Origin of the sequence: Pseudoalteromonas sp. Z9A5 (assembly GCF_011378875.1) — a bacterium.
GTDB lineage: Bacteria > Pseudomonadota > Gammaproteobacteria > Enterobacterales > Alteromonadaceae > Pseudoalteromonas.
This window is the reverse complement of record NZ_WTLC01000060.1, coordinates 1-19,312: the sequence shown is the minus strand read 5'-3', so window position 1 is coordinate 19,312 and position 19,312 is coordinate 1. Positions and strand designations below refer to the sequence as shown.

At 36.8% G+C, this 19,312-nt stretch carries 14 protein-coding genes; 8 read left to right on the top strand and 6 right to left on the bottom strand.

Features of this window, described 5'->3' with window-relative positions:
* Positions 1-182: 182 nt before the first annotated feature.
* On the bottom strand, positions 183-3,065 hold the full coding sequence (locus GQR56_RS19880; protein WP_166114853.1) for an insulinase family protein: 2,883 nt from the start codon (positions 3,063-3,065) through the stop codon (positions 183-185).
* Positions 3,066-3,244: 179 nt separating this feature from the next.
* Here GQR56_RS19880 and GQR56_RS19875 point away from each other — a divergent pair, with 179 nt between their 5' ends.
* Positions 3,245-3,664: an MAPEG family protein gene (locus tag GQR56_RS19875; RefSeq protein WP_166114851.1), complete on the top strand. Its 420-nt coding sequence runs from the start codon at positions 3,245-3,247 to the stop codon at positions 3,662-3,664.
* An 86-nt stretch (positions 3,665-3,750) separates the two neighbouring features.
* Here the strand turns inward: GQR56_RS19875 and GQR56_RS19870 are convergent, their stop codons facing one another.
* On the bottom strand, positions 3,751-4,509 hold the full coding sequence (locus GQR56_RS19870; RefSeq protein ID WP_166114848.1) for a peptidylprolyl isomerase: 759 nt from the start codon (positions 4,507-4,509) through the stop codon (positions 3,751-3,753).
* Positions 4,510-4,754: 245 nt separating this feature from the next.
* Between GQR56_RS19870 and GQR56_RS19865 the strand changes: the two genes are divergently transcribed.
* Together GQR56_RS19865 and ushA are read left to right on the top strand one after the other, a co-directional pair.
* A complete protein-coding gene (locus tag GQR56_RS19865) occupies positions 4,755-4,925 on the top strand; it encodes a hypothetical protein (RefSeq protein WP_166114845.1) in 171 nt (56 codons plus the stop codon).
* A gap of 93 nt (positions 4,926-5,018) precedes the next feature.
* Entirely contained in the window at positions 5,019-6,650 is a 1,632-nt protein-coding gene (gene ushA, locus GQR56_RS19860; protein WP_166114843.1) for a bifunctional UDP-sugar hydrolase/5'-nucleotidase UshA, read from the top strand.
* Positions 6,651-6,684: 34 nt separating this feature from the next.
* Here ushA and GQR56_RS19855 read toward each other — a convergent pair whose 3' ends face one another.
* The gene (locus GQR56_RS19855) at positions 6,685-7,629 is read right to left on the bottom strand and encodes a hypothetical protein (RefSeq protein ID WP_166114840.1); all 945 of its coding nucleotides are present in this window, start codon (positions 7,627-7,629) and stop codon (positions 6,685-6,687) included.
* Positions 7,622-8,515 (bottom strand): hypothetical protein, encoded by an 894-nt coding sequence (locus GQR56_RS19850; protein ID WP_024611129.1) that lies wholly within the window; start codon positions 8,513-8,515, stop codon positions 7,622-7,624. Before GQR56_RS19850 ends, GQR56_RS19855 begins: the two co-directional genes overlap by 8 nt.
* 219 nt (positions 8,516-8,734) lie before the next feature.
* On the opposite strand from GQR56_RS19850, the gene GQR56_RS19845 reads away from it, so the two are divergent.
* From GQR56_RS19845 to GQR56_RS19835, 3 genes are all read left to right on the top strand, one after another.
* Complete coding sequence (locus GQR56_RS19845) at positions 8,735-9,601, top strand: S1/P1 nuclease (protein ID WP_166114839.1); 867 nt, start codon at positions 8,735-8,737, stop codon at positions 9,599-9,601.
* A 33-nt stretch (positions 9,602-9,634) separates the two neighbouring features.
* Positions 9,635-12,817: a TonB-dependent receptor gene (locus GQR56_RS19840; protein ID WP_166114837.1), complete on the top strand. Its 3,183-nt coding sequence runs from the start codon at positions 9,635-9,637 to the stop codon at positions 12,815-12,817.
* Between the two features lie 345 nt (positions 12,818-13,162).
* Positions 13,163-16,297, top strand: a complete 3,135-nt coding sequence (locus GQR56_RS19835; protein WP_166114835.1) for a TonB-dependent receptor — start codon at positions 13,163-13,165, stop codon at positions 16,295-16,297.
* 53 nt (positions 16,298-16,350) lie between these two features.
* Here the strand turns inward: GQR56_RS19835 and GQR56_RS19830 are convergent, their stop codons facing one another.
* Positions 16,351-16,782, bottom strand: a complete 432-nt coding sequence (locus GQR56_RS19830) for a MarR family winged helix-turn-helix transcriptional regulator (protein ID WP_166114833.1) — start codon at positions 16,780-16,782, stop codon at positions 16,351-16,353.
* A gap of 151 nt (positions 16,783-16,933) precedes the next feature.
* Between GQR56_RS19830 and hmgA the strand changes: the two genes are divergently transcribed.
* Both hmgA and maiA read left to right on the top strand, forming a co-directional pair.
* A complete protein-coding gene (hmgA, locus tag GQR56_RS19825) occupies positions 16,934-18,235 on the top strand; it encodes a homogentisate 1,2-dioxygenase (protein ID WP_166114830.1) in 1,302 nt (433 codons plus the stop codon).
* A 2-nt stretch (positions 18,236-18,237) separates the two neighbouring features.
* The gene (gene maiA, locus GQR56_RS19820; RefSeq protein ID WP_166114827.1) at positions 18,238-18,867 is read left to right on the top strand and encodes a maleylacetoacetate isomerase; all 630 of its coding nucleotides are present in this window, start codon (positions 18,238-18,240) and stop codon (positions 18,865-18,867) included.
* Positions 18,868-18,880: 13 nt separating this feature from the next.
* On the opposite strand, the gene GQR56_RS19815 is transcribed toward maiA, so the two are convergent.
* The gene (locus GQR56_RS19815) at positions 18,881-19,114 is read right to left on the bottom strand and encodes a TIGR02647 family protein (protein ID WP_024611123.1); all 234 of its coding nucleotides are present in this window, start codon (positions 19,112-19,114) and stop codon (positions 18,881-18,883) included.
* Between the last annotated feature and the right edge of the window lie 198 nt (positions 19,115-19,312).

Below are 19,312 nucleotides of genomic sequence, written 5' to 3'. Positions count from 1 at the left end.
AGGTATGCCAGCAAAGCAGAAGAAAGCGATGCGCAGTACAGCTTATCTTGAAAAGGTATTGAATTTATAGTGTTTTTTCATGCTCTTGCCCTGGGTTTATTTTTAACTGTATTATACCAAACCGCAGTAATACTTAATCAATTTGAGAGATTAAATCTGACGCGAATTGGTATAAATAAAGCTTATTTTTGTAGTTTAATACCATTGTAATAGGCATCAAGCGTTGTAATTTTAGTTTGATTTGGTAAATCGGCAAAATCACTTTCAATAAACTTAGTACCGCGTAACTGCACATTTAAACGTGCCGCATTAGGGTTAAGCATTGTTTGCTTGTAGTAGTCTTTTATATCAGCAAGTGTTACTTTTTCAACTTCATCTATTAGCTTTTGCTTAGAATCAAAAGTAAAGTTTTCACGGTACCAATCATTTATAAGCGGGCTCATTTCGTCACTTAAGTTTTTAGGCTGCTCTTTAAGCGATACAAGGGTAGAGTTTTTAAGTTGCCCAAACGTCTCTTCGCTCATGTTATCAAGTTCAACTGCGTACTCTTTTTTAAACTTATCAAAACGAGCTTGTATTTCTTTTGGTCCTTTAACTGGTGTTTGAATATACAAACCAATTGCTGAGTAATCTTCAATTGGGCGAGCTAATGCACCTACTGCGTATGCAAGTTGCTCCTCTGTACGCATTTTATCAAACGCAACTGTTCTAAAGTGGCTTTGTAATACAGCCGCTTCTGCTTTTTGTTTGTAACCCGCAACAGGGTGAACGGTCATATCAACCACCGCTACATCGGCTACATCAATATCTTTTTGCAATACCAGCGTTTCGCCCGGTTGTGGTAACCACGCTTTGCTGCGTGCAAATTCACTGTGTGTATGGTTGTTTGGTAATGTTGCACTTAATTCGTCTGCAATCGCGTCTATATCTTGCTGATTGTAGTTACCGTAACTAAATACGCGTAAATCGTTTTGTGCAAACGTAGCTGTTTTTAATTGCGCTAAGTCGGCAACACTCACTGAGTCAGCGGCTTTAATAAGTGCGTCTGTATCAAAACCACCTGTACGCGTTAGTTTTGAATACTCGCCAAATGCTTGTGCATACGGAAACTGTTTTTGTTGGTTTAGTAAATTACGTTTAAAGCGATCAACTGCTTGGCTAAATGCTTGTGCTGTTTCATCGGCTTTTAATCCGGTTAAAGCTTGTTTAAGCAATACATCTTGTTTATCTGTAAAACCACTCATAGATAAAACAAGACCATTACTTGGCGCAAGGCTTACGCTCATGCCGGCAACGGCCGCTTCAGTACTTAACTGACTTTGTTGAATATTATATAAATCAGCCCAAACAGAATAAAGGACTTCTGCTTTAATATCGTTCAAACCTGGTTGAGTATTTATATAAACTTCAACAAGCCCTTTTGGCTGCTCTGCAAATTTTTGACTTGCTTGGCGCCATACTTTTACACCATTTTTATCGTAAGCAAGTTCTGGGTGTTTTTGCTCTTTAAATGCTTGAGTTTTTATTGCAAAATTTTCAGGCAATAAATTGTTTACAGTTGGTAGTGCTAACTTAAATTCGCTTGGTTTTTTCCAGCTGGCAATCTCTTGTTCGCTAATATCACTGATGCGGTATTTACCGTCGTAAAAGTGTAGTTGTGAGTCTGTCTCTTCTTGCTGCGATACATACCAAATACGAAGAGTATCGGCATTTAACTGCTCAAGTACATTGTTTACAGCGTCAGCGTCAAATTTTGCATAATAATAAGGTGCATTAATAGCGTGATTTAACGGATAGTCTTGCATACTTTGCGTAAGCGAGCTTACATAATTAAACTCATCACCTTTTTCTAAAAACTTAAATTGGTTGTTTAGTGATGTACGAATTTCGTTGAAGTACTTGCTATCAACGCCTTCTTTTTTAATTAGGTCGATGTACTGCATGATAGTTGCAACTATTTCATCACGATTTTTCATGCCTTCATCGGTAAGTTCTACATTCACGTTTAGTGACCCGTAGTTGCCATATTGATTTGGTGCAGCTGAAGCTGAAAGCTGTGCTACCCACCCTTTGTCGCGAAGCAGTTGTGCTGGGCTGCCTGGCATTTCGTTACTTAATAAGTACGCTACAAACCGGTTTGGCTTAAGTGCAAATTCGCTATTATTATTAGCAATGGTGAAATCAAGTTGCAGCTGTTTTACATCTTCATTTGGTGCGTAAAACACACGTTTTCCGCCAGCGTTATCAAAATCAACTTTTGCAGTCACTGTTGGCTTTTCGATATTTTTATTTTTTATATCAGCAAAGTATTTTTGCGCTTTTTGCTCCATTTCAGCAATAGATAGATTTGAAATAAGCGCTACTTTCATAATATTTGAAGAGTAATATTTATTATAAAAATCAACTGTTTCTTTATGAAGTGAGCTACCTTCTTTGTCGCCAAGTGTTTCTAGGTTACCAATTAAAAAACGGTTAGCAGGATGATCGCCCATCATTTTACGCGCGAGTTTAAATTGACCAAAAAAGTCCATTTCGCGGCGCATTGACCACTCTGCGTTTACTGCATTTTTTTCTTTGTCTGTGTATTCAGGGTATAACTTAGGTGCTTTGAAAAAGTCGGCAAAGCGGTCTAGCCCTTCATCAAACGCGTCGTTATTAATTTTAAACATGTAATTAGTAATATCGAGCCAAGTGTATGCATTATGCGCGCCACCATTTTTGGTCATAAAATCAGAATACCCTTTTGTGTCTGGGTAACGATCGGTGCCTAAGAACAGCATATGCTCTAAATAATGCGCCATACCCTGTTGCGACATTGGGTCGTGTAGTAAACCAACACCTACACTCAATGCCGCTGCTGATTTTTCAGCACTTGGATCCGACACTAAAATAACTTCAATGTCGTTTGCCAACTTAAGTGTTTTATATTCGCGGTTATCGTTAGGGCTAACAACTAACGTGTCTGATAGTAAAGAGGCCTGAGGCGCCACAGAAACAGATGATATGTTAGAACAACCACTTAATACGGCTAATGCGATAGCACTAAAACCAATTATTTTTTTCATTTTATTTTCCATTAAAAATCATCGCGCAAAATATAGAGTGCGCCAGTTGAAAGCAATATAGTAAAGCTAAACTAACATTTTAAATTAATGATATGCCACAAAATAACGCTTAATTGTGTAACACATTGTGAAAAACATCTTCATACTCAATTGTAAACTCAAATAAATAAGGAAGATCAATGGAAAAAGTAATAATTTTAGCAATGTTCGTTCAAGTAACTCTCTCACTTATCGTAATGATTATAATGGGGAAAAGACGCTTTGCTGCAGCTAAAAACAAGCAGCTAAATTTAAGCGATTTTAAAACAATGCAATTAGATAACGCTGGCGACACTGTTAGGGTTGCAGATAGAAACTTTTCAAACCAGTTTGAAATACCTGTACTTTTTTTTGCGGGGTGTTTACTTGCACTGCAACTAAATAGTGCCAGTACACTCGTGGCTATATTGGCGTGCATATTTGTAGTATCGCGCATTGTACATAGTGTTATTCATTTAGGTGGGAATAATATACGGGCGCGCTTTAATGTATTTTTACTAGGGTGTATTTGTGTATTTGCATTGTGGCTTGTGATGATATGGCGAATACTTGCTTTTTAAGTAACCGTCTTTTATACATTGGTTTGAAGTAACAATACCAAGTGATAAGCGACGCTAGCCTAGCTACGCCGCTTATAATATTAAGTTTACTTAGTACGTTTTAAACGAGGAAGCACAAGTAAAAAAGCACCTAAAAGCCAAGCAATTCCACCACCCGAACTATCCTCAGAAACCGGTTCTGAAGGTGACGTATCATTATCTATTAACGTGTTTAATGTTACGGTTAAACCTTGTGATGAATTGGGATCGTCATCTAATACCGAAACGCTTTGTATAGAAACTAAGTTAGTGCTGCTGATTGTTACATCGTTGCTTGAACACTGCTCTGACGTAATACCAACAACAGGCGTTTCTCCACAATGAACCAAGGCTGCAATATTATCGAGGGTAACTTGGCTTGCTGCAGTAATTTGTCCAAATACTGTAAATCCACCATTTTGGGTATCTAATTGAGAACTGCCTGCGCTATTATCCGACATATTAAAAAACCATTGGCTTGTAGCGCTATCAGGGTTTCCGCCTAATTTTGCCATCGCAATCGTTCCTTTAACATTCGAAAATACAGGCTCATTAATAATCGCAGGTTTAGTTTCAATAGCATCAAAATCATCTGAAAAAGTAAAACCGCCACCTTGAATAACAAAGTTATTAATTGAGCGATGAATAACAGTTTGATTATACGCTTCGTCATCAATGTAGCTTAAAAAGTTTTCGACTGTATTCGGCGTTTCTTGATCAAATAAATTTATCACAATAATACCTTGGCTAGTTTGCATTTCAACAATAGTTGCAGTGCTTGCAAAGCTCGCAGAGGCTAGTAATGAGCCAAGTAATAGTTTTTTCATGTTACATCCTGTTGTTATATTTATTTGAACGAATTGTTAATTTGCAAGTAGACTAATATCACTTGCCAGATAAATCGATAGCAAAGTGCTAATTGATACAAATTAGACCGTATTGATAACATTTTAATTACATAACTTTATATACCTTTAAGTTATATAAATCTATAGGGTTAAAACCAAATCATCTTTCCTTGTTTAGTGTTTTTGTTACTATCAATCAAAATAATAAAATACGGGTAAAGTTCATGTCAGACACTAAACACACCATTTGCGATTTCGGTTTACACAAAGGCGAGGCTTACACAAAGCTACCAGCAAGCTTTTTAACGTGGATGATAGCTGCTAAACATCAAAAATCTGAGTATGCGAGCAAAGAACTAAAACGCAGGCAGCACGCAGCTACAAACCGCAATTAAACTAAAAATGTAAATAACTACGTTTTTTTAGCGTAAAACTAGTTTAAACTACCCGCTTGATAAATTAAGTAGACCTTAATGAACAGGTATTTTATGCGTATAATTATTTTTTTCTCAGTTATTTTAAGTATCGTTGGGTGCACTTCTGCAACTCAAAACTCCGTCTCCAGCAATTCTTCTACTCAATATTTAACAGTACTTCATACTAATGATAATCACGGACGCTTTTGGCACAATGAAAAAGGCGAGTATGGTATGGCAGCTCGTAAAACGTTAATTGACTCTCTACGTAATGAAGCACAAAAACAAGGTCATGCAGTATTACTACTCTCTGGTGGTGACATAAATACAGGTATTCCTGAGTCCGATTTACAAAAAGCGGAGCCTGACTTTAAAGGTATGTCGTTAATTGGTTACGATGCGATGGCATTAGGTAATCATGAATTTGATAACCCTATTGATGTATTAAAACAGCAGCAAAAATGGGTTAACTTTCCTTTTTTATCAGCAAACATTTTTGAAAAGTCTACTGGTGAACATGCCTTTGATAGCTATAAAATATTCAAAAAGAATGGCTTAACAATCGCTGTTATTGGTTTAACCACTACCGACACAGCTAAAATTGGGAACCCGCAATATATTGGTCATTTAGAGTTTAAAGATCCGGTTGAAATTACAGCAAAATTAGCACAAAAAATTAAAGCTCAATATAATCCAGATATTACTATTGCACTTACACATATGGGTCATTATGTAGATGCTCAGTTTGGTATAAATGCACCTGGCGACGTTACACTTGCTCGCTCACTTCCTGCTCATACATTAGATATGATTATTGGCGGACACTCGCAAGAACCTGTTTGTATGACCGGCAAAAATATTAGCGACGAAAACTTTAAACCCGGTCTTGCTTGTAAACCAGATCAACAAAATGGCACCTACATAATGCAAGCCCATGAATGGGGTAAATATGTTGGTAAAGCTGAATTTAAACTTGAAAATGGTAAATTAACATTATTAGATTACAGACTTATCCCTGTGAACTTATATGTTGATAAAGTACAAACTGATGGTTCTACAAAAGAAGTATTAGCAAACGAGTACATTAAACCAGACCCAAAACTTGAATCTTTTTTAGCGGTATATCAAGCTAAAGGAGCAAAACAAATTGAAGGTAAAATTGGTAATATCGATGCCCGTTTAGAAGGCGACAGAAACAAAGTTCGCTATCAACAAACTAATCTTGCACGCGTTATAATTCAGGCACAAATGGATGTAGTGGGTGCAGACTTTGGATTAATAAGCGGTGGCGGTATTCGTAGTTCTATTGAAGCTGGCGAAGTAAGTTACAAAGATATTTTAAAAGTACATCCTTTTAAAAATCGCATTACTTATATGGATTGGCAAGGCAGCGATTTATGGGATTATTTAAATACAGTAACAAGCTTCCCACCAGATGCTGGTGCTTATTTGCAATATCATAAACTATCGTTTGAACGTAAAAATAATCAGCTAATAAACGTGATGATTAACGGTCAACCGCTAGATAAAAATAAGACTTATAGAATGAGCCTAAATAGCTACAATGCCTCTGGCGGTGATGGCTACCCTGCTCTTACAGATCTTAAAGGATTTGTTAGCACTGACGAAACAGATGCTCAAGCACTACAAGACTTTATATCAAAAAATAGCCCACTTAAAACCGCAGAGTTTACTCCTAAGTAAACGCTAATAAGAAGGAAAGTAACTAATAGCTTAGTTACTTTCCTTTTATATCAATATTTCCTTTATCTATATTCACTAAACCGTAGCTATGTAATCGTGAGCGCGAGCCCTCGCCAAATGCCTTTGGTGGATAGTAAATCTCTTTTTGTTCAGGGTATTCGCTTAACACTTCATCAAGTGCAGCGCGAATCTCACTTAGTGTTTTTTCAAGACTATTATTAAAGTTAGGTCGTTTTCTTACAGTGTGACCTAGTTCAACTAATCGATGAAAATATTTATTTGCTAACTCAACTAGCTCTTCTGGCACATTTTTATTTTGGTTAAGTGCAATATCATTGTTTTCCTTGCAAAACTCCACAAGAGCTAAATAAAAGCAAAGAGGCTTATTAGCCAATGATATAAGTTGCTCGTGCGCATAATTAGTAGAAAGCGTTTTATGGTTAAGATCTATAATGAGCATAAATGGAGCTAGCTCTACAATAGGCTTATTTAACTCAATAGCTTTTAAATCTTTGTTATTATTAGCTAAAATAAGCTTTAGCCACATACTTAAGCTAATACTCAATATAAAAAGCATCAAACAAAAAGCCATATTACTAAGTGTTATAAAATTTGAATTAATATTAAATACAAGTAATACCCGACCATTATTGGCTCGCAAATAATCAATGTGTTGATTAGGCTCTAATTTAATAGATAACCCATTCCCAGGAACAATATGCTCAAGAGATACGCTTTCATCGATTAATACACTGTTTAACTTATTAATATAACTGCGGACCGCATCTTTATTGCCTGAGTGCTTTAATAACTCATTTGATAAATCGAGTAGTGGTAAATCTAGCGCTATTTGTTTTTCTATTTGTATTATTTTTTGTTTAATTACATAGTGTTGTTTTTGATTAACCGATAAATAAAACACTGACGAAAACAGTAAAAATAATATTAGAGTGATAATTGTTGAGTTAAATTTACTCATTATTATCTCCTTTAAAGATTATTTTTTTACTGTCGCAATTCCAATATGGTTTAACATCTTGGTAGTAGTGCAAGGTTTGATCTTTAGACATTTCTAATAGGTGTGTTTGTACCGTACACAATAAATCAGTATTATTTTGCTGCATTTTTAAATACCAACGCGTACCCGACACATTATTACTTAGCGGTGTAATATAGTTTTTTGAAAAACGCTGAGCATCACTTTCTTTCCAAAAGGATGCAATAATATCTACTTTGCCATTGGCAAGTAAATCACGTAACTCGTTATGAGAACGCGCATAGGTGATTTTCAAATTTGCTAAATTTATATTCAATTCTTTAAACGTTTGCTTTGGTAAAATATGCCCTGAGCGGCTTGTAGGGTAATCAAGTAAACCAATTCGTTTATCTAAAAAATACTCTTTAGTCAGTCGTGGTTTTTCTTTAGAGGAAATAAAAAATGCGGTGTAATCAGCAAAACCAACTACAGGCTGATAATTGTAGGTAGACTCAGCTTTAAAAGCTGCCATTATGTTATTTTTCGCTAAAATTAAGTCTGCAATTCCCTTCCCTACAAACTCAAAACTATCTGACGTTCTGTAACCCCAATAACCAATAACAGAGCCATATTGTTTAGCCACAACGTTATCGTCGCATAAGCTTTTAGTTAATATTTTGGCTATTTTTTTTGATTGTGTAAAAACAATTAACTTATCTTTATTTTCGATTGCGGTTGTTTGACACTCTATTGAAGTTTCAATCATGACCGGAAAACGTAGTTCTGCATGGTCTATACTTACCTGCCCCCACAGCCATATAAGCACAAACAACATAAACAAAAATGTAACAAACGATGTTTTATGCAGCAGCATACGTTTAAAATTCAAAGAAAAACCATCCCAAAATATATTATCCGTGCATTTGAACAATTTTACTTACTTATTACAACAAGTAATTTTACTCATTAACGCTAAGCATATGATTTTAAATAACTAATAATAAGAAACTATGAATATTATTGACTCCTTTCTATTAACTACAAAAGTAAGGACAATTGACCGCATAAATTATAATAGCAACATGAAACATTCATTTAGGAAGTTCTAATGCATAACAATTTAAAGCTATCAATAACCTCAGCATTATTAATTAGTGCCGTTTTTACAAGCAATGACACCTATGCATGGGGCCAAAATGGTCATCGTATTGTCGGTAAAATTGCAGAGTTACATTTAAGCGAAACAACAAAAACAACAATACTGCCGTATCTAAATGGTGAGTCACTTGCTCAAATATCAACATGGCCTGATGAAATGCGCTCAGCTCCTGGTGAATTTTGGCAAAAAAAATCATCTCGCTGGCACTATATTAATGCCGCACCAAACCAACCTTTAAGTCTTGATCATTCACATACAAAAACAAAAGAATCGGTGAGTAATATTCTTGAAGGCATTCATTATTCAATGCAAACATTAACTGACGATAATAGCTCTTTAGATGCTAAACAGTTTAGTTTACGTTTTTTAGTTCATTTAGTGGGTGATAGCCATCAACCATTTCATGCAGGTAGAAGCGAAGACAGAGGCGGCAACAGCATAAAGGTTAAGTTTTTTGGTCAAGATACAAATCTTCATAGCCTTTGGGATACAAAGCTTATTGAAAACCAAAACTTATCGTATACCGAGTTTGCACAATTTATTGATACAAATAATAGCGAATTAATTGCTGAGTACTTACAAAGCACGCCAACAATGTGGCTAGAAGAATCTCGTAATTTAGCTAATAAAATTTATAAATCAACAAACGATGAAGTTAGTTATAGCTACATATATGAAAGTACACCAATTATAAAAACTCGCCTTCAACAAGCGGGAATTCGCTTAGCCGGATTACTCAATGCTTTATTTGACCCTTCTGCAAAAGAGTTAGAAACAGCACTTAAAATGAATACTGATACACAAACTGCAAATTAAATTTAAATAACCTACACACGGGAAATCAACATTATGACTAAGCTTCGCCTTTCGAAACTAACTGGAGCGGTAATTTTAGCGCTAGGTGTTTCTACAAGTGCAATGGCTGCAGATACTTCATCTGCAATGCGCGGTAAAATTACTACACCTTCTGGTAATAGTGCTGCAAACGTTAAAATTAAAGTAGTTCACCAACCAACAGGTACTGTAAGTGAACTTACTACAAACGAAAGCGGTACTTTTATCGCAAATGGATTACGTGTAGGTGGTCCTTATACTGTTATTATTGACTCAGACACATTTAATGACACCACGGTTGAAAATATTTTCTTAAACCTTGGTGAAACATATCGTTTAACGTCGCAGTTAGCGCCGTTAAACATTGAAAAGATTGAAGTGTCTGGTTATAAAATTGTTCAGCAATCTGGCGGTTCTAGCAGTACATTTGGTAAAGATACCATTGAAAATATGCCTAGTTTTAATCGTGACATTAAAGATATTGCACGTTTAAACCCGCTTGCTAGCATTAATGGTAACGGCGAGCTTACGTTTGCGGGTAGTAACCCACGTACAAACGGCTTAACAGTTGACGGCATTGGTCAAAATGATGACTTTGGTTTGAATTTTGGTGGTTACCCTACGTCTCAACCACCTGTATCACTTGATGCAATTGAACAAGTGTCTGTAGATGTATCGCCATTTTCGGCTTCAAAAGGTAACTTTGGTGGCGGAACAATAAACGCGGTAACTAAGTCAGGTACCAACGAATTTAAATTCTCTGGTTTTTACGAAATTTCAACACCTGAAATAGCGGGCGATGTTAAAAATATAATTGAAGAAGACGGGCTTGATGAGTTAGGTCATAAAACGTTTTCAACAACAAAAGTTGAGCCAATTAAAACTGAAAAAAGATTCGGTTTCAATGTAGGTGGCGCAATTTTAAAAGACGAACTATTTTACTTTATAAATTATGCCCAGTGGTCAAGCGAGCAAGACCTCGATTACGGTTTTCAAGGTTCTGGCGCGGCAAACGAATTTACAACAACAGAAGCAAACTACAATCGTTTTACTTCTATTTTAAATAATGAATATGGTTTAACCGATTCATTAGCAGGTGCTCCTGAGGACACTAACAAAAACTTATTAGTAAAACTAAGCTGGAATGCAAGCGACGATCATCGCTTAGACTTTACTTACCAATGGCAAGACGATCAGGACGAACGCAACTCAAGCACTGGCGGAAATGAAGTTGTTTTAGTGTCTAACACTTATGCTTATGTAACAAAATTCAATAACTTTGCGACAAAGCTTTATTCTGACTGGAGCGAGAACTTTTCAACAGAAATTGGTGTCTCTTATAAAGATGTTACCTCTGATAGCGCAACTCGCTCTAACTTAGGAAGTATTACTGTAGAAGAAGACGGCAGAAATGGTCCTTATTACAGCTTTGGAACAGATCAGTATCGTCATGCTAATCGCTCTGAAACACAAAATCTAACCTTAACATTAGATGCTACTTATTTAATGGATGAGCATGAAATAAACTTTGGTGCTCAATACGAGTCACTTCGTTTATATAACTTGTTTGCTCAAAACTCGCTTGGTTCATGGAAATTTGATAGCTTTGAAAGCTTTGAAAACCGTGAAGTGGGTGCATATGATTTCTCTTATCAAAATGCATACACCAATGATTCGGCCGATACAGCTTACGACGTAAGACGTAATCAGCTAGCCCTTTACATAGAAGATACTTTTTATGTAGGTGATGATTTAGAAGTAACGGCAGGTGTTCGTTATGAGCGTTTATCGTCAGATGACAAACCAACTCTAAATGAAAATTTTGCTAATACGTATGGCTTTACCAACCAAGAAAACCTTGATGGTATAGACATAATTCTTCCTCGAATTGGCTTTAAATACTATGCAACCGAAGCACTTACTATTAATGGTGGCATTGGTCGTTTCCAAGGTGGTATACCAAACGTTTGGTATAACAACTCATTTCAAAGTGATGGTATAACACTTGTATCAGCGCCTAATAATGTAATAAACGATTACTATGCAAATAATCCAGCAGACATTAACCAAGTGCCTAGTGAAATTCAAAATTCATTAGAACAAGGCGCTGGTAGCGTTGCCTATATTGACCCTGACTTTAAACTGCCTTCAAGTATTCGTACACAAGTAGGTTTTGAATACGAATTTGATTCAGAATTACTAGGTGACGGCTTTAAATGGCAAGCAGAAATTGCTTATCATAAAAAAGAAAATGAAGCGGTATGGCATAACACATCAATTAATCCAATCGGCCTTGCTGCTGACGGTGAGCGTGTTATTAACCAAAGTATATACAGTGGCTCTTTAAGCGATAACGCAGATATAGAAATGACAAACTCATCTGAGGATGGTCGTTCAATTATTATCTCAACTGGTATTGCTAAACAATGGGATAACGGTTTATTTATATCGGCAAGTTATGCTCATCAAGACGTAACAGAATCATCAGCGGGCTCCGCTTCTCAAGCTGAAGGTAACTACAAGCACAATATTACGGTTAACCGTAATGAAGATATTGCGGCTCGTGGCTTTTACGAAGTAGAGCACAGTTTTAAAGTTAACTTAGCTTACAACACTGAATTTTTTACAGGGTACGCAACTAAGTTTAACGTGTACTTTGAACGCCGTTCAGGTCGTCCATTTAGTTACACAATGAATATGTATAAAAACGGTGACTTAGGGGATACAAGTACTTTCTTCTCTAATGGTGCTTACTTACCATATATTCCAACTGGCGCTGATGATGCAAACGTAAATTGGGATGAATCTGGTATTTCTTGGGCTGAATTAGAGCCATTATTAGAACGTGCTGGAATATCTCAGCGTGGTGGTATTTTAGGTAAAAACACCGCAACTCAGCCTTGGGTTACTACTATGGATATAAGCATTAAACAAGAAATCCCTGGTTTTGCTAAAGGTCACTCTGGTGAGGTTTACTTTATGATAGATAACTTCGCAAACTTGTTAAATAGCGACTGGGGTGTTGAAAAGCGCCTAGGATATTCTAACCAAACTATTTATGACTTTAAAGGACTTGATGATCAAGGACGTTACATATTAGACAGTAGTTTTGGCGGCGCTGATGTACGTAACTATTCGCAAATCAACCAATCATCATCTGCATGGCAAGCTAAAGTAGGTGTGAGCTACAAATTTTAAGCCTTAATAGGTAAGTAGTAACACATTAAGTTATTTGTTAACAAAACCCATTGCAAAATTGTAATGGGTTTTTTGCTTTTTACACCCCAATTTCACATTTTTGTCATAAAACCCACGTAATATGTTCCTCGTTATAGAGTTGTTACTCAAAAAACACTCAAATATTCAAAAATAGTACTATTTATTAAAAAAACATTGCAGTTGTATTTTATTTGTAACAAAGAAATGAGGTACACTAGTAACGGATTTTTAATAAGATGAACTTGAACTGTTTATTTTGTTGAAAATTTACAATTTAAAATAAAAATATAAAAAATTTAATGATTAACTACACGGGAAAATTAAATGAAAACTCAACTTCGTAAAACAGCTCTTTCACTTGCTATCGCAGCATGTGTTAGTGTTAGTGGCGCAGCCATAGCAAACGAAACTACGTCTGCAATTAAAGGTCAAATAACAGGACCTAGTGGCAACCCTGCTGCTGGCACAAAAATTACTATTTTACACGTACCTTCAGGCTCAGTAAAAACAACTGAAGTTAACGACGCTGGTTACTTCACAGCTAAAGGTTTACGTGTTGGTGGACCATATAGAGTAATCGTAGATTCTGACATCTATGCAGACCAAGAGTTCAATAATATTATTTTGAACATTGGTAACGATTACCCTGTAAACGCATCGCTTGAGTCAATTTCAAACATTGAACAAATAGTGGTAACAGGCGCGCCAATCAGTGCAATGTCTGGTGGTTCAGGTCCAGCTTCAACATTTACGCTAACAGACCTTGAAAACACTCCTGCAATTAACCGTGATTTAAAAGACATCATTCGAATTGATCCACGTGTAGCAATCGATGATAGCCGCGGTACTATTAACTGTGGTGGTGGTAATCCACGCTTTAACAGCTTAACCCTTGATGGCGTTCGTATGAACGATAACTTCGGTTTAAGCTCAAACGGTTACCCTACTATCCGTGCCCCTTTCTCTTTCGATTCAATTGAGCAAGTAGCTGTTGAACTTGCACCATTTGACGTGCAGTACGGTGGTTTTACATCGTGTAACATCAATGCTGTTACAAAGTCTGGCGGTAATGAAGTACACGGTAGTGTATTCTTCGACTACACTAACGATTCACTAAAAGGTGATAAAATTGAAGGCGAAGACGTTGATAACGGTAGTTACAACGAAAAGCGCTACGGTTTTAATGTTGGCTTACCACTAATAAAAGATTCACTGTTTTTATACACTTCATATGAAAAACTAGAAGGCGTAGCACAATTTAACTACGATCCACTAGGTTCAAGTGTTTCTGCAAGCGATTTAGCGCGTATTCAACAAATAACTCAAGACGTGTATGGCTATAATGCAGGTACTACGCCTCCAAGCGCGCCAGTAGAAGATGAAAAAATCTTAATTAAATTAGATTGGAATATTAATGAAAATCATCGTGCTAACTTAATTTATAACCACAACGATGGCTTTACATTATCTCAGTCTGATACTGGTTCTACACGTCTTTCACTAGATAGTCATTTTTATGAGCAAGGCGCAGAATTAAATTCAATCATTGCTTCGCTTTACTCAGATTGGAGCGATAACTTTTCAACTGAAATTCGCTTAGGTAAATCAGAACTTGACGCACGTTCGGAATCATTAGACGCGGCGAGCAGCTTTGGTGAGTTCCAAATTGATACAGACGATGGCGGTACAGTATATTTAGGTCCAGATGATTCTCGTCAATCAAACGATTTAAACTATGACACAATCACAGCAAAAATTGCGGGTACTTATTACCTAGACCAACATACAATTACTGCAGGGTATGAGTATGAAGAACTAGAAGTATTTAACCAGTTTGTACAACACACGCAAGGTGAGTGGCAATTCGATTCAATTGATGATTACGAAGCCGGTATCGCAAGCGCAATTTTTTACAACAATGCTGCAGGCACAAATGATCCAACTGACGCTGCTGCAAACTTCTCGTATGCGCAACATACTTTTTATGTTCAAGATGAATATAGCTTAACAAATATTGATGCCTCTTTAACGTTTGGTCTTCGTTACGACAAATACACAAGCGATGACAAACCAACGCTAAACCAAAACTACACTGACCGTTACGGATTTAGTAACCAATCTACATTTGATGGCATTGATTTAATTCAACCGCGTGTTGGCTTTGAATGGTATGCAACAGATGCACTAGAAGTACGTGCTGGTGTTGGCTTGTTCTCAGGTGGTAACCCTAACGTTTGGTTGTCTAATTCATACTCAAATGATGGTATTACCAACATTAGTGCAAATCAGTTCGGTGCAATCGACTTATTTGCTGCGTCTAATGCAAACGGTGGCACGCCAGGTTTTGATGTACCGCAATCACAATTTGATGCTGTAGCAGGAGTGCCTATTGGTTCTGGCGATAGCTCTACAAATGCAGTTGACCCAGATTTTGAACTTCCATCAGAATGGAAATATTCAATTGGTGCTACTTACACAACTGAAAACGATTATGTTTATGCTTTAGACTTCTTGTATTCAGACAAACGTAACGCTGCAACGACGATTGATTTAGGTATTACTGCTGCTTTAGATGAAAATGGTGAACCTATAACTACTTTTGATGGTCGTCCTATCCTAGAATCTGTTGAAGGTCGTAGTGGCGATTTACTGCTTACTAATGTTAATGGTGATAGCGGTCAGTCTTCTGTTTTCTCTGCAGCAGTAAGCAAAGCGTTCGATAATGGCATTAGAGTACAACTATCGTATGCTTATACAGATGCTGATGATGTAAACCCAATGACAAGCTCTACAGCGAGCTCTAACTACGGTAACTTAGCAACATCTAATCCGTTAAACCCTGGTGTATCTTCATCTGATTACGAAATCCCACATCGTTTTACATTAAACCTTGGTTATACTCATGAATTCTTTGATGGATATGACACGCGCTTTAATTTATTCGGTGAAGCATATAAAGGCTTACCTTACAGCTTTACATTTGATGGTGATGACGGGGTGTTTGGAGACGTTAACTCAAACCGTTCTCGTCAACTTCTATACGTTCCATTAGTGAACGATCCTAATGTTGTTTACAACATGAGTGCTGACGAAATTAGCGAGTTTAATGACTTCATTGATTCTGAAGGCTTAAAACGTGGTGAAATCTCTGGTCGTAATACGCAAAATTCAGATTGGTTTGTTAAGTTTAACTTTAAGCTAACGCAAGAAGTGCCTGGATTTATGGAAGGTCATAAAGGTGAAGCATTCTTCGTAATTGATAACCTTACTAACTTACTTAACGATGACTGGGGCGTACTTAACAAAGGTCCATTTGTTGGTGCTGAAATGATTAGCGTAGGTACTGATGATCAAGGCCGTTACGTTTATTCAGGTTTCAACCCAAATAATGCAAACACGACAGTTCAGCGTGATGCGTCTTTATGGGAACTACGTGTAGGTGTTCGTTACACGTTCTAATTTAACATGTTAAATTAGTAATAGTTTATAAGCCCATCTTTTGATGGGCTTTTTTATTGCTGTAATTTACTTTTTAGCTTATCAAAAATATTGTTTAACACTGCGTATTCTTCATCATTTAAAGCACTCAGTAATTGCTTTTCCCAATTAAGTGCATCGGGTGCTATTTGTTCGTATAAAGTCCATCCGTTATTACTAAGCGTTAATAATGCTGCACGCTTGTCTTGCTCATTTAGCTGACTGCACACAAATTCTTTATCAATAAGTGCTTTTACTGCACGCGAAACCGTTGATTTATCCATATTTGCTTGTCGACATAAATCTCTTGCATTGCTTTGTCCGTACTGCGCTAAATTAGCAAGTATTCGCCATTGAGGAATATTTAAACCATATTGAGCCTGATAAACCTTTGCAAAATCGTTACTCACAAGCGTTGCTATATTTGTTAACTGGTAGGGTAAAAACGTTGCTAAATCTATTTTCATTATTGTTTATTCCAAATCTATAAAGTTTACTTTACTGTTCATTTTTATTTACAATTACGAGTAACAGCACATTTGATATTAGTCTCACTTGAGAGTACCTTAACTGAAATAAGATAAACATTAAACCAACCTTCTCTCACAGGAGCGAGTAATGTCGACACAATTAAATTATATGACCGGTTTTGGTAATGAGTTTGAAACACAAGCGCTACCTGGTGCATTACCGATAGGTCAATTTAGTCCGCAAAAAGTTAAGTACAATTTATATACTGAACAATTTAGCTCAACGGCTTTTACGGCTCCTCGCGCTTCAAACCGCCGAACTTGGTTTTATCGCCTGCGCCCATCGGTAGTGCAAGGTGATTATAAAGCGGTAGATAATGGTTTAATTAGAACAGCCCCCATTACAGAAGCAATAACCCCGCCCACAATGCTTCGCTGGAATCCTATTACTATCCCAACTGCTGATACTGACTTTATTGACGGTTTAGTTACCATGGCCGCGAATGGAAGCGCTAATGGTCAATCGGGGATTGGTATTCATATTTATGTAGCTAACAAGTCAATGCAAGAGCGTTACTTTTGTAATGCCGATGGCGAAATGCTGTTTGTGCCTCAGCAAGGTGAATTATTAATACATACTGAGTGCGGTAAGTTAAATATTAAACCAGGTGAAATAGCGGTAATTCCGCGAGGTATTAAGTTCTCTGTTGATTTAATTAATGATACCGCTCGTGGTTATATTTGTGAGAACTACGGACATGCATTAGAACTTGCAGAGCGTGGACCCGTTGGTGCTAACGGTTATGCAAACGACAGAGACTTTCAATACCCTGTTGCGGCATTTGAGGATAAAGAAGGCAACTTTGAGCTGGTTTCTAAATTTAATGGCAATTTGTTTAGCTGTGAAATAAAGCACTCCCCTTTTGATGTTGTTGCATGGACTGGTAATAGCTCACCCTATAAATACGATTTATCACGTTTTAATGTAATGAATACCGTTAGCTTTGATCACCCCGACCCTTCTATATTTACAGTGTTAACTTCTCCTTCTGCTACGAAGGGAATGGCAAATGTCGATTTTGTTATTTTTCCACCACGCTGGATGGTAGCTGAAAATACGTTCCGCCCGCCTTATTATCATCGCAATATAATGAGCGAGTTTATGGGCTTAATTGAAGGTGTGTATGATGCAAAAGAGCACGGTTTTATACCTGGAGGTGCTAGTTTACATAACTGCATGTCGCCTCACGGTCCTGAAGCTGACGTATTTAATAAAGCATCAAATGCAGAGCTTACACCGCAAAAATACGAAAACACCTTGGCATTTATGTTTGAGTCACGTTACATAATTTCGCCAACAAAATACGCATTAGAAGGTACAGAGCGTCAACCGAATTACACTGACTGCTGGCAAACAATTAAAAAACAATTTACGGGTTCAGCAAATTAACCATGAAGTTATATAGTTACTTTCGCTCATCTGCTGCTTATAGAGTTCGTATTGCTTTAAACTTAAAGAATATAAAGCACGAACTCGCTATTGTAGATCTGCTAAAGTCAGAACAACTTGGGGATGATTATTTAACGACTAATAAGCAAGGTTTACTCCCCGCATTTGAAACCGACCAAGGCGTGTTGGCACAATCACTAGCAATACTAGAATGGCTTGATGAAACATACCCACAGTGTCCATTAGTGACTGGTACTGCGTGGCAAAAAGCACAAATAAGAAATTTGAGTTTTGCAATTGCCTGCGATATTCACCCGTTGAACAATTTACGCGTGCTTAAATATTTATCGGACGAGCTATGTGTTGATACTGAAGGTAAAAATAAATGGTACCAACATTGGATTGAAGAAGGCTTTAACAAAATAGAACTCATGCTAAACAAAAGTAATGACTACTGTATTGGTAACCAGCCTACACTCGCTGATATTTGTTTGGTACCTCAAGTATATAACGCAATTCGTTTTAATATAGATATGAGCTTATACCCAAAAATTGCAGCTATTTATGTACATTGTAATAAATTAGCTGCATTTAGTGATGCTGCACCGCAAAACCAACCCGATGCAAATTAAAGTAATTTAAATACTAACTCTGAAGCGCACTATGAATAACCGTAATATGTTCAATTAAATCTAAGCCCAGATCGGTTAAGTAACCGCCATCTGGGCTATCTATAATTCCTTTGTCAAATAGTCGCTGCGCCGCGCTAAGTAGGCTGGGCTCTGCATCTGAATGTAGTTTAATTCCTTGCATTTTACTGTCGCGAGGGAATTTAGCTAATAATGTAAATTCTTCTATCATAGTTTGATTAAATTGCATGTGTTCACCTTTTTATTGTTCTGTGTTTTGTTGAGTGTGTTGTATATTACTTACCCTAGCATGTTTTTTATACCAATTGTATTAAATGTAATTTGTATTAACTCTAGGGTCTGTTGATCTTTCAAGGTTAAATTTGCAGCAGTCTGTTTGGTATTTAGGCAAGGCAGAGCCTATACAGTGTGGTTATTCCCCATAAAT